11 protein-coding genes and 6 pseudogenes are annotated in these 14,709 nt (G+C 68.3%); 7 read left to right on the top strand and 10 right to left on the bottom strand.

Going from position 1 to position 14,709, the window contains the following annotated elements; genetic code table 11:
- Window positions 1-6 precede the first annotated feature (6 nt).
- Complete coding sequence (locus ABZ098_RS37000) at window positions 7-1,092, top strand: hypothetical protein (RefSeq protein ID WP_356598143.1); 1,086 nt, start codon at window positions 7-9, stop codon at window positions 1,090-1,092.
- A 49-nt stretch (window positions 1,093-1,141) separates the two neighbouring features.
- On the opposite strand, the pseudogene ABZ098_RS37005 reads toward ABZ098_RS37000, so the two are convergent.
- Window positions 1,142-1,800, bottom strand: a pseudogene (locus ABZ098_RS37005) (HNH endonuclease family protein).
- A gap of 62 nt (window positions 1,801-1,862) precedes the next feature.
- Here ABZ098_RS37005 and ABZ098_RS37010 point away from each other — a divergent pair.
- Window positions 1,863-2,117 (top strand): hypothetical protein, encoded by a 255-nt coding sequence (locus ABZ098_RS37010; protein WP_356598144.1) that lies wholly within the window; start codon window positions 1,863-1,865, stop codon window positions 2,115-2,117.
- Between the two features lie 946 nt (window positions 2,118-3,063).
- On the opposite strand, the gene ABZ098_RS37015 is transcribed toward ABZ098_RS37010, so the two are convergent.
- From ABZ098_RS37015 to ABZ098_RS37025, 3 genes and pseudogenes are all read right to left on the bottom strand, one after another.
- Window positions 3,064-3,375, bottom strand: coding sequence for a hypothetical protein (locus tag ABZ098_RS37015; RefSeq protein WP_356598145.1), 312 nt, complete (start codon window positions 3,373-3,375; stop codon window positions 3,064-3,066).
- Between the two features lie 261 nt (window positions 3,376-3,636).
- A pseudogene (locus ABZ098_RS37020) lies at window positions 3,637-3,825 on the bottom strand (transposase); the annotation flags it as partial.
- Between the two features lie 78 nt (window positions 3,826-3,903).
- Window positions 3,904-5,021: pseudogene (locus ABZ098_RS37025) on the bottom strand (IS630 family transposase).
- Between the two features lie 142 nt (window positions 5,022-5,163).
- Between ABZ098_RS37025 and ABZ098_RS37030 the strand changes: the two are divergent.
- Together ABZ098_RS37030 and ABZ098_RS37035 are read left to right on the top strand one after the other, a co-directional pair.
- A complete protein-coding gene (locus tag ABZ098_RS37030) occupies window positions 5,164-6,102 on the top strand; it encodes an alpha/beta hydrolase (protein WP_356598146.1) in 939 nt (312 codons plus the stop codon).
- 10 nt (window positions 6,103-6,112) lie between these two features.
- The gene (locus ABZ098_RS37035) at window positions 6,113-6,880 is read left to right on the top strand and encodes a YafY family protein (protein WP_356598147.1); all 768 of its coding nucleotides are present in this window, start codon (window positions 6,113-6,115) and stop codon (window positions 6,878-6,880) included.
- Here the strand turns inward: ABZ098_RS37035 and ABZ098_RS37040 are convergent.
- The 3 genes and pseudogenes from ABZ098_RS37040 to ABZ098_RS37050 all read right to left on the bottom strand — a co-directional run bounded on the left by ABZ098_RS37040 (window position 6,877) and on the right by ABZ098_RS37050 (window position 9,969).
- Window positions 6,877-8,004, bottom strand: coding sequence for a GNAT family N-acetyltransferase (locus ABZ098_RS37040; RefSeq protein WP_356598148.1), 1,128 nt, complete (start codon window positions 8,002-8,004; stop codon window positions 6,877-6,879). The two genes, ABZ098_RS37035 and ABZ098_RS37040, sit on opposite strands and share 4 nt — an antisense overlap.
- Before the next feature lie 317 nt (window positions 8,005-8,321).
- A pseudogene (locus ABZ098_RS37045) lies at window positions 8,322-8,471 on the bottom strand (IS5/IS1182 family transposase); the annotation flags it as partial.
- 55 nt (window positions 8,472-8,526) lie between these two features.
- Window positions 8,527-9,969, bottom strand: a complete 1,443-nt coding sequence (locus ABZ098_RS37050) for a serine hydrolase domain-containing protein (protein WP_356598149.1) — start codon at window positions 9,967-9,969, stop codon at window positions 8,527-8,529.
- Window positions 9,970-10,122: 153 nt separating this feature from the next.
- Here ABZ098_RS37050 and ABZ098_RS37055 point away from each other — a divergent pair, with 153 nt between their 5' ends.
- Window positions 10,123-10,833 (top strand): TetR/AcrR family transcriptional regulator C-terminal domain-containing protein, encoded by a 711-nt coding sequence (locus ABZ098_RS37055; protein WP_356598150.1) that lies wholly within the window; start codon window positions 10,123-10,125, stop codon window positions 10,831-10,833.
- A 133-nt stretch (window positions 10,834-10,966) separates the two neighbouring features.
- Here ABZ098_RS37055 and ABZ098_RS37060 read toward each other — a convergent pair.
- Window positions 10,967-11,627: pseudogene (locus ABZ098_RS37060) on the bottom strand (IS5 family transposase); the annotation flags it as partial.
- 373 nt (window positions 11,628-12,000) lie between these two features.
- On the opposite strand from ABZ098_RS37060, the gene ABZ098_RS37065 reads away from it, so the two are divergent.
- Window positions 12,001-13,188 (top strand): amidohydrolase family protein, encoded by a 1,188-nt coding sequence (locus ABZ098_RS37065; RefSeq protein ID WP_356598151.1) that lies wholly within the window; start codon window positions 12,001-12,003, stop codon window positions 13,186-13,188.
- Window positions 13,189-13,233: 45 nt separating this feature from the next.
- Window positions 13,234-13,731, top strand: a complete 498-nt coding sequence (locus ABZ098_RS37070) for a GNAT family N-acetyltransferase (RefSeq protein ID WP_356598177.1) — start codon at window positions 13,234-13,236, stop codon at window positions 13,729-13,731.
- A gap of 270 nt (window positions 13,732-14,001) precedes the next feature.
- Here the strand turns inward: ABZ098_RS37070 and ABZ098_RS37075 are convergent.
- Together ABZ098_RS37075 and ABZ098_RS37080 are read right to left on the bottom strand one after the other, a co-directional pair.
- Window positions 14,002-14,397, bottom strand: a pseudogene (locus ABZ098_RS37075) (transposase); the annotation flags it as partial.
- Window positions 14,346-14,570, bottom strand: a complete 225-nt coding sequence (locus ABZ098_RS37080; RefSeq protein ID WP_356598152.1) for a hypothetical protein — start codon at window positions 14,568-14,570, stop codon at window positions 14,346-14,348. The pseudogene ABZ098_RS37075 and the gene ABZ098_RS37080, both read right to left, overlap by 52 nt.
- Window positions 14,571-14,709 lie beyond the last annotated feature (139 nt).

Consider the following 14,709-nt stretch of genomic DNA (forward strand, 5'->3'; position numbering starts at 1 on the left):
CCCGCCATGAGCACCATCGACGACCTCCTCGCCCAGTCGCTGCTGCTGCCCCGCTCCCGCGTCCCCGCCGACGTCGTGCCCTACGACGACGGCGCCGACGACGACCTGCTCCTCTGGGACAGCTACGGCTACGACACGGGGGACGACAGCGCCGCGCAGAGCCTGGCCGCCCTGTGTGAGGCGGTCGTCACCCACTGCTTCGCCGACCAGCTCGCCGACTTCCTCACCGACCAGGTGCCCCAGCCGCGCACCGCCCGCATCCTCGGCTGCGTCCTGTACCTCGCGGGCATCGACACCGGCGCCCGCTTCTGGTGGCAGTACGCCGCCGGCGCCGAAGACGCCCCCGCCTCCTACTGCCTCTACCTGCAGCACCTAGCCCAAGGCGACCCCCACGCCGCGGCTCTCTGGCAGGCCCAGGCCGGCGCCTACGCACCACAGGACGACGCCGACACCGCAGGGCACGTTCCGGCCCTGGACGTGATGACCCCAGACACCAGCCTCACCACCGTGCTGCGGGTGTTGAGCCACCTCACCCTGACCGCGCCGCCCCGGCACACCCCCGCCGCCCGGGCCGTCATTGAGTTCGTGGCCTCGGCTGTCGTCGGCGGCTACACGCGCCACCCCGACCTCGAAATCCCCCTGCCAGGTCAGTACTTCGCCGAACAGCTGGAGGTCGTCATCGCCGCGGTCTCCGTCACCAGTGAACACCGCCGCCCCACCTCCCAGACGGCCGCGGACACGCATACAGCCACGCCGAACGACCTTCCTAACCGGCTCGATCCAGACGAGAACCGCAAACGCGTACCCACCAAGGCCACCCCCCCCGAGCCCGATCAGCTCCTGGTTGAGGTCAGCGCCCCAACCACCAGCCACGAACCGGCCCCCGCGCAGACCCTGCACACGTTCTTCGAGAAAGCGGCCGCCGTCTGCTGGAAAACCGCCACCGCCACCGGCACCGACATCCACGGCAACCGAATGGCCTACCATCTGCGTCGCTTCGCCCACCGGTACACGCCCGCCCCCTCCGGATTCGGAGAGCGCAGAACAGCTTCTCCGTCCGGTACCGCGCCAACTTCCTTCCACCGGTTGTAAAGGGTGCAGATGAGCTTTGCCCGCCTGCTCATGGCGCAGGGCGGAGCTGTCAGGCAGCGGGTGTGTAGGTGACGGTCTGGTCGGGGCAGGCGGTGGCGAGGTCGTCCAGGGCGGCGCGTTCGGTGTCGTCGGCGGTGAGGTTCCAGCGGAGTTTGGTGGCGGTCCATTCGGCCGCGTACCGGCAGTGGACGTCGGCAGCCGGGGGCATTCACTGGGACGGGTCCTGGTCGGCTTTGCTGCGGTTGGAACGGGCTGTGACTGCAACCGGGCTGGCCTCGGCGCCCTGGTCGTTGGCGTACGCCTCGCGGCGCTGTGCGGTCCAGGCGAAGGCGCCGCTGTCCCAGGCCTCTGCGAGGGGCACCATGTGGTCGATGTCCAGGCCGGAGGCGGACGTGACTGTGGTCTGGTCGTAGTCCGACCATCAGGTGCCGCCGGTGAGCCAGCACCTGGGGCCGACGGCCGGCGCTTCGACGGCTTCGTGGATGAGGACTTCGTTGCGGGTGCTGCAGCCGTCGGCCGGGTCGTCGCCAGAGTTCCAGTGCTTGAACGCATCGCGGGTGTAGCCGTCGCGGGACTCGGTGGCCAGCGGCAGGCGCGCGACGGCTTCGACGAGCGGAACGGTCTCGACGGCGTGGACGGGGGTGGCGGTGGTGAGGGACAGGACGGTGAGGAGCGCGCGGACTGGCCGCTCAACACAGCGGTACGCATGTCCCTGCTGGTAGCGGCCCATCTGGGGCGCACGTGGCGGGGACGGCGGTTGCGCCCCTCGTGTGGCTGCACTGGTCGGACCGGAGAAACGACACAGCGACATCGAAACCCTGCTCAGCAGCCACCAGCAGCCCCGCAGCCTGGGCCAGCCCGGCCACCGGAACCGGCTCGAATCGACGCCCAACCTGAAGGTCACCCTCCCCGAGCACCGCGCCGGGCTCGTCAAGGCCATGAAGCAGGAGGCTGCCCGGGCAGAGCTGGCCCGGGCCATCATCACCGCCCAGCAGAAGATCGATTCACTCCGGCGCAGCGAATGAACACGACTGGGACCGCCCGAGAACGGGGGGCGGCCCCACCGGGCCGCTCTCCGCCGCCCCGCCCCCGCTCGGCCCGTCCCGGGACCGGATGTGCCCGAAATTGATCGGGGCTGGTATGCGCGTTCAGGGGGCTGATCCGAAATCCTGGCGGGGCACACCGTGGCCACCGCCCTCCTGGACCACGGACACCGCCGACACCATCTACGTTTGCTGATCGCTGGCGGTCCCACCCGCGCTACGCACGCAATGAGGGCATCGGTGAACTTCCCGGCTCTGGAGCCGAGTTGCGACCGTGTACGCACACCATCAACTATGACGCCGACGCGGTGTCCCGCGTGCTCCTACCGACGCTCCCCGAAGGCGTCTTTGTCGGCGGCGTCGACGACGAAGGGAGCCCGCTGGCACAGGACGAGCTCCGATGAGGACACGCATCAACCACACCGATCTCGCTCATCGCATCGCGGCCGCCATTCCGAGGGAGCCAGTCGTGAATCTCGGTACCGGCGCTCTCGTCAGCGCTCCACCGCCGTGTTCCCCCACAGTGCCGGCGGAGTCGGGCCGGGCCTGCGCCAGGGTGTGCACCAATACGGGAAGCCGGCCAGACAGGTGCAGGACGACCGGCCTGTACCGCGCCGGGCCCCTCGGCATCAGGCCCATCATGCCAACACCGGCGCACCACTACGCGGCCTTGCGCCGCTCCAACCCCTGGTGGTCCCAGAACAAGCCGCCCTTCGGAGCCAGCTCGGGTCGCCCGATCTTCACCAATCACTTTCAAGCTGGGGCCAGTTTGGGTCGCGTGGTGGGGCCGTTGAACGCCGCCCTAGCCACTCTCGGGCGGCTGCCATGGGCTGCCTGCCGAATTCGCCCGCACAGCCACTGCCGGCAATTGCCACAGCCGCAGCACCTGACGCACGCGACAACAGCCCTCCGCAGTGCGGGCCATGCACTACTTCCTCCGAACGCTCTCGGTCACGAGCGCAGCTGCGAGACATGCCGCTGAAGCAGCCATCGAGCCGAAGAAGATACCTTCGAAGATCAAGCCGTTGGCTCCCTCGACGGTGCCGTCCTCGTGCGTACACGACTTCTCGAAGGGGAAGCGGGCCGTGTGCAGATCCCCGCAGCGATTTTGCAGGTCCTCATTGAGCACAGTCGCATTGATAAAGGACAGCGCCCACAGAAGAAAGAAGATCCCGGCGAAGGCGCAGACGGCTCCCCAGAGCCGGTTCAACTGTGCATCATCCAAGCTGGCGATCTTCACACGCAGGATCGTACCGTGTGGCGCTGACGGCGGATCAAAAAGTGCGCGAAACGGAACAGGGACGTAGCCAGACACGGGGTTGCCCAACGGAGCAGCTGTTCCCGCTGCCTGGCTGGCCCTGATGCCTCACTGCGAAGATGTGACACGCCTTTCTGAGCAACTTCTTCAACGTTTCGACGCTCGGTGGTCAGACCTGATCAGAGCTTCAGTGGTCCGTAGGTGCCGTTCTCGAAGGTGAAGATGGTTGGCTCGGGGTCGTACTCCTCGCGGCAACTGCCGCCAGGTGCAGCCCGAGGAGGCCACAAAAATGATCGCCGCGAGGGTCTCGCGGTCGCCGGACCGCCGTCGGCCGCCTCCCTGTGGACGCGTCACCTCCGTCGGCGGCACCACCCGCTGGAACAACACCCACAACTCGTCCGGCACCAAGGGCTCAACCAGCCTGTCATGCACAGTTCTACATCGATCACGCTCTCGGAAGCGGTGTCCAGACTCTAGTGCTGTGACCGCATTGGTTCACCGGTTGGGTGGTCAGGCCGGGACGGCGAGCGGTCGGCCGCCCCAGCGGTTGCCCTTCTCACGGATGCGGGCGCGTTCGCGGCGTTGGGCGGCCAGGACGTCGGGGTGACGGGCGTGCTCGTTGCGCCAGCGCAGGTAGCGGTGCAACTCCCGGGTCTGGACAGCGTGGTTGGGGTGGTGGGAGTTGGCGAGGGTGAACTGCCGCAGCGGCCCGAAGTGCGCCTCGATCGGGTTCGCCCAAGAGGCGTTGGTCGGCGTGAAGCACAGCTCGACCTTGTTCCTGGCCGCCCAGCGCAGGATGCGCTGGTTCTTGTGCGCGGAGAGGTTGTCCAGGATCACGTAGATCGGGGCGCCGTCCGGACGGGCCGCACGGATCGACTTCAGGGCGGCCCAGGTGGGTTTGGTGCCCTTGCGGAGCCGGTTGATTCCCCACAGGGTGTCGTCGCCGACGGAGTAGCAGCCGTGGAAGTAGCGGGTGCCGTGGGTGCGGTGGTAAGTGGCCGGCAGCCGGTCGGGCTTGCCCTGCCTGGCCCAGCACGAGCCAGCGGTCGGGCGGATGCCCAGCGGACCGAACTCGTCAAAGGCGAAGGTCCGATCAGGCCGCTCGTTCAGGGCGTACTCGATCCGCTCCAGCTTGGTATCGAAGTCTGGATCGGTGGACTCCTTCCACGTCTTGGTGCGCTGGAACGTGATCCCGCGGCGGGCCAGCAGCAGTCGCAGGGCCTCGCGTCCGATGCGTATCGTGCGGGCGATGTTGCAGCGCAGGTGGTGGCGAGTTTCCGGATCGACCAATGGGTGTAGGGCTTGCCGAGCTTGGTGGGGCGAGTGGTGGCCGTCTGGATGGCGAAGTCCTCCTCGTCAGCTTTTAGCAGGCGGGGACGGCCTCCTGCCCACCGAGGGTCCGGGCAAGCCAGCCCGATCTCGTTGAAGCGGTGGATTACATCGCGGACGGTGTCCTCGTCGGCCTGCACGAGCCGCGCGATCACCGGAACGCTGTTACCGCCCGCCGAGGCCAGCACCATCATCGCCCGCCGGAACCGCACCGTGCTGGTAGTGCCCCGGCGCACGATCCGCTGCAGCTTCTGCACCTCCTGCTCGGTCAGTCTCCGTACTCTCACCGGCTGCACCATCCCGTCTCCCCGCGTCGATCGGACGTGTCGTCACGTCCAACCGACGCTCAGTAGGGATCGGCACGATACGACGGGAGTGTGACGCGGCTCACCGGGAAACAGTGACAGGACGCTGTCGCGGACGGCTGCGACCGTCGACAGCATGACGATCACAGACGAGGACTGCCTCACCGAGACCCTGGCATTCAACGACCAATTCGAGGCCACCGCCGCGAACCGACCGGTGCGCGAAGCGGCGCCGGACGCAGCCCTGCTTGCCAGCCTGCGGCGTAACCGGCTCGGTGGCGATACGCCACCGGTAAGACTGCCGTATGGCCAAGACCGCGTCGTTGAGGGCGGGGTGAAGGTACGGGTCTTCGTGCCGGACCACGTTGACGGCGTGTACCTGCACATCCATGGAGGCGGCTGGACATTCGGATCCGCGGACGGGCAGGACGAGAGGCTATGGCTGCTCGCCGAGCAGGCACGGCTGGCCGTGGTGAGCGTGGATTACCGTCTCGCACCGGAACACCCGTTCCCCGCCGGGCCCGACGACTGCGAAGCGGCCGCCCGGTGGCTGGTGCAGCACGCCGTGGCCGAGTTCGGCACCGAACGGCTGCTGATCGGCGGTGAATCGGCCGGTGCCCACCTCAGTGTCGTGACGCTGCTGCGCCTGCGCGACCGGCACGGCATCACCGGGGCGTTCCGGGCGGCCCACCTGCTCTTTGGCCCCTACGACCTGTCGATGACGCCGAGCCAGCGATCGTTCGGCTCCAAGCGGCTGCTGAGCAATACCGACTCGCTGCGGCGGACCTATGAGCTGTTCACGCCGGGCATGGGGGCGGAGCAGCGCCGTGATCCCGAGGTCTCACCGCTGTTCGCCGACCTCGCCGGCATGCCGCCGGCCCGGATCGTCGTCGGTACCGAGGATCCGCTGCGGGACGACTCGCTGTTCCTGGCCGGGCGGTGGCAGGCGGCAGGCGCGCCTGTGCAGCTCGGTGTCGTCGCCGGGGCCATGCATGGCTTCACGCTGTTCCCGCTGACCGTCACCGAGCGCGAACTGCGGCGCGAGCGGGACTTCCTGTCCACCGCGGGACGGTAGCGTCGCCGACATGAACCGCACTGCCCGGTTGTACGCGCTGGTGGAGGAGTTGCGCGCGGCGGCGCCGCGGCCGCTGACGGTCGCGGCGCTGGCGGGGCGATTCGAGGTCAGCACGCGTACGGTGCAGCGCGACCTCCAGGTGCTGATGGAGACCGGTGTCCCGGTACGCACCACACCCGGGCGGGGCGGGGGCTGGTCGATCGACCCGGATATGACCCTGCCCCCGATCCACTTCACCGCCGATGAAGCCTCGGCGCTGGCCGTCGCCCTCGCCGCAGCCGACGCCGCCACCCCTTACGCCGGCGCGGCCCGCACAGCAGCCCAGAAGATTGCGGCCTCGATGACCGGCCCCGCCGCGGCGGCGGCACAGCAACTCGCCGCACGGATCGTTACGCGGCCCTCGCCGACCGACTCCACAGTCCGCGCCGCAGTGGAACAAGCCCTCACCACCAACACGGTGCTACGGCTGTCCTACAACGACGCGGCAGGACGCGAAAGCGACCGCGCGGTGGAACCGGCCGGACTGCTCACTGTCGACGGCCAGTGGTACCTCATCGCCTGGTGCCGCACGCGACAGGCCGGCCGGGGTTTCCGGCTGGACCGCATCACAGCAGCGGCTCCAACCACTGAACAGGCTCAGCCCCACGACCTGAACGAACTGCTGCGCGGATCGGCCGCAGCCGACGCCGTGCAACCCACCACGCTCGCTTCACTCACGCCCCCGCCTTCAGTAAACCAAAGGCACCACCCCGGTGAACCTTCACGGTCACGGCACTAGTAACGGTCCAGGCGGTGCGCGTACGGCGTCGGCAGGACCGGCGTGCCGCCACCGGGGAACCACGCCGTGAACAGATCCCGATGCCGTGCCGGGACTGGCATGCCATGCGTGTCAGCGTCTTCGGCCGACCAATGGCCCAGGAGCAGCCGGACAAGCACCCGGTTGTCGGGGACCAGGTTGCCACGTCGTAGGGCGCCGAACACCGTGTCATGAAACGGATCGGGCCCCCGGCCGACGGCCCTGCGGCGGAGCTCGGGTTCCAGCCGGGTCACCAGAGCCGGCCGATTCAGAACGGCGGCCATCATGCCGCCGCTGGACGGGAAGCGCTGCCGGTAGACGCAGCCCATGCCGCGTGCCACCCGGCCGACAAGGCTGTCGGCGGGCTCTCGCACGGTGAACTCGGCGAGGCGCCGCTGCCAGCACAGCCGGGCGAGGGCCACGAGCAGTAGACGGGCCGCGGTCGCGTCCTCAGCCGCGAGTTCGTCCACGGTCACTGAGCCCACGGGGTCACCGAAGGCCCGGCCTTCCAGGACTGCGTATCCGGCGGTTGTGTCACCGGCCCGCAGGACGAGGGTGCGGGAGCCGGGCTTCCACGTGGCTGGGGGGACGAGTCGGTTCCAGTCCCTCTGGCGCTCAAGGGTCCACGGCCGCCGCGCGTGCGCGGTGTTGTAGAGCCGGATCATCGCCGGGAGGTCGGCCGCCGAACCGTCCCCGATCCCTGGCACGTCCGTCTTCAGGTCGGCTCCAGTTGCGGACTCGACGGCACGCACGGGAACGACCAGGCTGCCTTCGGCGAGCGCCCCGACGAAGCCGAACTTCTCGTACAGGCCCTCGATCGCCTCGGATACGAAGGCAACATCCACGCGCTGCGCCATACCGTCCAAGGCCCGACGCAACAGCCGGCTCATGTGGCCCTGGCGCCGAAACCCGGGCTGGGTCTCCACGCCGCCAATGCCCTCCGCGGCAACGGCCACCGCCCCGAAGCGCAGCCGGAAGGACACCGCCTCCAACTCAGCGACCGGCTCGCCGTCCCCGGTCCGCAGCCGGCACAACCGAGTCCGCAGACTGCGCACTTCCTGATCGGCGACTTCCGCATACCCGTCAGCCGTCTCACGCTCCGACACGCTCGGCAGCATAGGACTTCCCGGCCTCTCGGGCGATACGGCACATACCCGGATACCGCCCTCCCAAACGGCGGCCCCCAACAAGGCGCGCACCGCCGTCGCCGATCCTCTGCCCGAGCGTGTCGCCGCCGACGCCGCCCCAGTCCCGGAGCTGCTCGGCACACCCGGCAAGTCGCCGACTTTCTTCGCCCCGACGAGCGGGACGTCGCCGAGCGGGCCGCGGCGCTGTCCCTGATCGGAGCGTTGAAGGTGAGCGAGGCCGAACATTGACGAGAAATATCATAAGAAGGTGTTAAGACGTCGTTTCACTTGGCGAGTCAGCGATAGTTGATCAGGCTGGTGTCTATGACGGTGAAGGCGAGGAATTGCTCGGGCTTGCACTCGTAGCGTCGGTGCAGCCGGTGGCAACCGGAGATCAAGGACATGGTGCGCTTGACGAACCGGCGGTGTCCGTCCAGTCGCTGGGACTTCGATGCGGTGGCTGGCTGGTCCGTGGCCGCACCGGCCGGTCGGCGCGGCCGATCAGCCGGTCTTGGGGGCGCAGCGCATGCCGATGTAGACGCAGCGTGTGCCGTCGGGCAGGGTGAAGAAGACCACCGGTGTGTAATCCGTGCTGAAGGCTGAACCCACGCCCGTGCCCGCGAAGGCCGTCTCCGTGACCGGCAGCAGGTTGATCTGCAGGGGCTTTGAGAGGTCCTTCATGCCGTCGACGAACTCGTAGAGTGCCTGCCCGGAGCCGTCCTTCTCGGTCACCGTGATGATCACACCCTCGCGCCGGTACGTGCCGATGAGCGGTGTCCAGTCCACCACGGGTGGCGTGGCGGACGGGGCGAAGGGGTCCGGCATGGTCACCCAGGCCAGGTCGGCGAGAAGCTCGCGGTAGAGCGCTGCGTACACCTCACGCGCACCGCCGCCGTTGGTGAGCAGCGCGACGGCGACGTCGGCCGAGGGCACCACGCGCAGGTAGGCGTACTGCCCGATGGAGGCGCCGTCGTGGCCGTAGCCCTCGACGCCGTTCCAGTCGTACAGGGTCCAGCCCAGACCCCAACCGTCCGAGCTGACCGTCCACTTGTCGGGGCAGTCCACCACCCGGCGTTGCATCAGGGCGACCGTCTCCTCGGAGAGCACGCGGGTGCCGTCTTCGGCCACGCCGCCGGCAAGGTGCATCCGTGCGAGCCGGGCGAGGTCGCCCGCGGTGGCGATGACCCTGCCGTACGGGCCCGCCGATCGCGGCATCATGTCCCACTCCGGCGCCGGGTTCGGCTCCTGGCCGGGCTCGCCCAGGTGTCCCATGGCCGCGCGGAAGCGCAGCGCCTCTTCGGGCAGCGTCATGGTGCGGGTGAGGCCGAGCGGGGTCAGGAGCAGGTCCTTGAGGGCCTGGTCCCAGACCTTGCCGGTCACCACCTCGATGATCCGGCCGAGCACGTTGTAGCCCACGCTGCTGTACGAGATCGCGCTGCCGGGCGGGCAGTCGAGCCTCACGTCCTTCGCGGCCTCGACGTACTTGGCGAGGCAGTCGTCGCCGCGCCCGCTGTCGTGATTAAAGTCGCAGGTGAGACCGCTCGTGTGGCTGAGCAGCTGGCGGACGGTGATCATCGCGGTCGCCGTGGGGTCACCGACGGAAAACTCCGGCAGCACGTCCGTGACCGGCGCGTCCAGGTCCAGCAGGCCGTCCTCAACGAGCCGCATGACCAGGGTGGCCGTGTAGATCTTGGCTATCGAGCCCATCTGGAAAACCGACTCGGTCGTCGTCTCCACACCCGTGCCGCGATGCAGGACGCCGCTCGCCAGCTCGTGGACGGTCCCGTCGACGAGGACGGCCAAGGACGCTCCCGGCACGTGGTGTTCGGCGCAGAGCTGGTCGAGGCGGGCCTGCCACCGGGCGAGATCCAGCTTCTGCCCGGCCGAGTTCCGGGTGCCCCACGCCTCTTCGACACTCCAATTGCCCTTTTTGTCAAATTTCATACCGTTCAGCACAGCCGACTCTCCTTCATTGCGCACGCTGATCCTCGATGCGAACACTGTACGCATCGAGGATCAGCGTGCGCAATACGCGTACGGTGTCGCCTATGGTGAGGGATGAGAAGCAAGCAGATCGACCGACGGGAGTGAGCGCGCATGCCTCGTGACGCCAAGCCGATCACCTCGGTGTGGACACGTCCGCATCGCCCGCAGCGAGAGCATCTGACGCGGGAGCAGATCGTGACCGCGACGATCGAGCTGCTGGACGTGGAGGGGGTAGAGGCGCTCAGCATGCGCAAGCTCGGCACTCGTCTGAAGGCCGGGGCCACTTCCCTCTACCGCCATGTGGCCAATCGGGACGAGCTGATCCAGCTGGCCGTAGACGACGTGTTCGGCGAGCTGGACCTGCCGGCCGCCGCCACCCACAGCACATGGCGCACGGCGGTCGCCCGCGCCGCCACCGACCTGCGGGTAATGGTCCTGCGCCACCCCTGGGTCGGCCCCGAACTAGGCCAGGTCGGGCTACTCCACGTCGGACCGAACGCCGTCCGCATGACATCGGGTCTCCTCGCGCAGTTCAAGGCGGCCGGTTTCCCTGCAGGTGAGGAGGACCAAGCCGCTGGGGCGCTCATGTCCTACGTCGTCGGGATCGCCACCAGCGAGGCCGCGTACCTCTCACTGATCGCCCGCAGTGGTGTCTCCGAGCGCGAATGGCTGTCGGACCACAGCCCGGACTTCGGCGAGGAGGTAGACCCGCGGCAGGTGCGCGAGGACCGCTTCGCATATGGACTCGACCGGATCCTCGACGGCCTCGCCGGCCGGCTCGCGCCAGGCAATGACGGTGGTTCTCGCCCCACCGGACGGTGATTCGCGAGCGAGCCCTGGAGAAGCCGCTTGACGATCTCTGAGCCGCATTGGCCGACCCGCCAGGACCCGGGTCATACGAGAGGCTGCACCACGTGAACCGCTTGGTCAGCGCAGCCTCGACTTGGACCTCGCTTCACTTGGCGAGTCGGCGATAGTTGATCAGGCTGGTAGCTATGGCAGTGAAGGCGAGGAAGTGCTCGGGCTCGCACTCGTAGCGTCGGTGCAGCCGGCGGCAGCCGGCGAGCCAGGACATGGTCCGCTCGACGACCCACGGTGACGTCGCAGTCGCTGTGATGTCTCGATCCCTCGACGGGCGATCCGAGGTGCGATGCCCCGCCCACGGAGCCACCGCCGCAGGTGGGGGTAGTCGTAGCCTTTGTCCCCGTGGAGCTTGTCGGGCCGTCGGCGACGGGGGCCCCGGCGGCTGCGGATCGGGGGTATCGACGCGACGAGCGGCTGCAGAGCGAGACCGTCGTGGGTGTTCGCTGCAGAGATGGCGACCGCGACCGGCAGACCGGACCGGTCGGTGACGAGATGGATCTTCGATCCCTTCTTGCCGCGATCGGTCGGATTCGGTCCGGTCAAAAGCCCCCTCTGAGGGCCCGGACGCTCACCGAGTCGACAGCGAAACGCGACCAGTCCAGCTCTCCCCGGGCGCCGAGTTCATCCAGGATGACCCGGGGCAGGCGGGCCCAGACCCTGACCTTGCTCCAGCGGGCGAAACGCCGGTAAACCGTCGGCCAGGCCGGCCCGAACAACGGCGGCACCTGCCGCCACGTGCACCCCGTGCAGGCAGGGCTCCGTAACCGCCGTGAACCGACTTTCAGAGGAGAGCTGCTGACGAATGAGTCGTACATGACGGGAGCGGAAGACGGCAGGCAGGCCCCGGAGACAGTCGAGGAGGAGACGTCAGCGACGACGGATCAGGCGAGACGGGCTGCGGCGAGGTGCTCGCCCTGGCAGCCAGCGCGGCCATCCGGGCTATCGAATCCCGCAAGACGCGAGGAGGCATGGCACCATAACGCTTCGTTGATGGCCACTTCGCTGCGTCATCGACCGGTCGGCAGCCTGCCCATGCTTTTGTGCCACCGCATTTCCTCATGATGTGTTCTGCGATGCTTCGTGCGGCGGAGGGCGCCGAGGATGGCGAACAGCGGGAGGATCACCATGCTGGCTCTCCGGGTTGCACGGATCTTTGACGGCCATGCCCTGGTGCGGGACGCGGGTGTCGCCTTCGTGGAGGGTGGCCGGATCGTCGGTGTCGAGTCGACCGGGTTCGACATCCCTTCCGGCTGCGAGATCCTCGATCACCCCAACGGCACGCTGCTGCCCGGCCTCATCGACACCCACGTACATCTGGTCGGCGACTCGGGGCCGGGAGCGCTCGAGCGACTGGCCGCTTTCTCCCCCGAAGATCTGTCGCGCACCATTGAGAGATCACTGCGGGTCCAGTTGTCGACCGGTGTCACCACCGTCCGCGACCTCGGGGACAAGGCGTGGTCGGTCGTCGACTGGCGTGCTCGTCCCCTCGCGGGACTGCCCACCGTCCTTGCCTCCGGACCGCCGATCACGAGCCGCGGAGGGCACTGTTCGAACATGGGCGGCGAGGCGGGCGGCGTGGAGGAACTGCGGGCCGCGGTCCGAGAGCGAGCGGAGCGCAGCGTCGATGTCGTGAAAGTCATGGCGAGCGGGGGGATGATGACCCCCGGGTCCGATGCGGACCGGGGCCAGTTCACCGCCGAGGAACTCACAGCCGTCGTCGACGAGGCGCACGCCGCCAGACTCCCGGTCACGGCTCACGCACACGCCCTGGTCTCGATCCGCGACGCCATTGCAGCCGGCGTCGACGGGATCGAGCACTGCACGTTCCTGACCGCCGACGGCGTGCATGTGCCCGAGGACGTGATCGCGGCGATGGCCACGCAGGGCATCGTGGTCTGCCCGACCCTCGGCCGGACACCGGACGCCGTACCGCCCCCGCATCTGCTCGAGCGCCTACACAAAGCCGGCATGGACCTAAAGACCCGCGCCGAACAGGTCGCTCAAGCACACCGCCAGGGAGTCACCATCATCTCCGGCACCGACGGAGGCATCAACCCGGGCAAAGCCCACGGCATCCTGCCCCTCGCGATCGCCGATCTCGTGACCGGCGGCATGTCACCTGCCGACGCGCTCGCCACCGCCACCTCGGTCGCGGCCGAGGCATGCGGGCTGGGCGACCGCAAGGGCCACATCCGCGCCGGATACGACGCCGACCTCATCATCGTCGACCAAGACCCGCTGACCGACATCAGCGCCCTGCTGCGCCTCAACACCACCGTCCTGGCCGGAAAGGTACTCCCGCCTCGCACCTAAGCGTCAGTTGGAGCCGCGGAGCCTTCGTTGGCTACGCTTCCTGGCATGAATCCCGTGATCGACGTCCTGGCTCCTTCCGAGGTGGACTGCCTGGAGCGCCTGTGGGGGCAGCTCCTGGTCCATCACAGTCGGGAAGCGGCACACCTGGCGGCTCTCGGCACGGTTCGTTCATCCGAAGAATCGTGGCGTCTGCGGCGGGGACAGTACCTCGAATGGCTGCAGGAGCCGCTTGCTGCGGTACTGGTGGCTCGGAGCGGGAATCACCTGCTCGGCTATGCGTTCGTACGCATCCTGCACGCCCCTGGGGCATGGCAGTGGGGGGATCAAGTCGGCGTGCTGGAAACCCTCGTGGTCGATGATGAGGCACGCGGCGCCGGTGTCGGGCAGGCCCTTGTCAGGGCCGTGCGTGAGCGTCTCGCCGAGTCGGGTGTCCAGGTCATGAAGATCTCCGTTATCGCGGGAAATGATGGCGCCCTGCGCTTCTACCGACAGGAAGGGGCCGTCGACTTCGTGAAGACGCTGGTCATGCCTGTCTCGAGGTGACGGCGCAGACCGAGCGGTTCCCGCAACGATGATGTCGCCGTATCCGCGGGAGCAGAGCCCCGGCTGACCCCTCATGCGGCCTGGCTGGGTATTGAGTCCAAGTGCCGATGGGTGAGTCGGGGGCGAAGTAGGTCTTCGGTTCGCGCGTGCGTTGCGCCAGCGCACATAGGCGGCGATGGCGGCGTTCTGCTCGGCGTGGGTGCGGTAGTCGGTGTCGTTAAGGATGAAGGAGCGCAGGGCGGCGAACTCCGATTCGAGCCAGTTCAGCCAGGATCCGTAGGTCGGCAGGAAGACCAGCTCGATGTTGTTGGCGGCGGCCCAGGTGTGGACCTCGGAGCGCTTGTGCGGGGAGAAGTTGTCCAGCACCAAGTACAGCTTCTCTCCGGGCCAGCGGGTGCGCAGGGCTCTGAGCAGGCCGAGGAACTCGCGCCACCGCTTGCGTGTGCCGATTCGGTAGTAGATCTCTTTCCGGTGGCCAGGTCGAGAGCGGCGAGCAGGTGCGTCACGCCGCCGTAGCGGTTGTAGGGGCCGTAGCCGGCGGGGACTGCCGGCCGGACTCCATGCTTGGCCCTTTCGGGGTATCAAGTTGAGCGGTGCGAACTCGTCGAAGCAGATCACCTGTCCGTCGGTCGGTGGGGTGTCGTGCAGGGCCAGAACCCGGTGCATCTGGCGATGAAGTCCGGATCGGTGGACGCCTTCCAGGTGGTCGTGGTCTGCCAGGAGACCTTGCCGTCGCGCAGGATGCGGCGCAGGGTCTCCCGGCTGATCGTCATAGCCACGGGCCGTTCGACCAGGTGGGCTGCGAGGTTGGCCAGCCTCCAAGCGGAGACGGCGACCATGTTCCAGTCGGCAGGGGACGTCCGGGCGTATCAGGCGGAAGTGCTCGCGCGCCCGCTCACTGATCGACTGGGGGCGTCCCCCGCTCCATTTGGGGTCCATCGCGTCTGCCCGGAACCTCCGGGCCACTCCGCTTTTGGC

Origin of the sequence: Streptomyces sp. NPDC006335, assembly GCF_040612795.1 — a bacterium.
Lineage (GTDB): Bacteria > Actinomycetota > Actinomycetes > Streptomycetales > Streptomycetaceae > Streptomyces.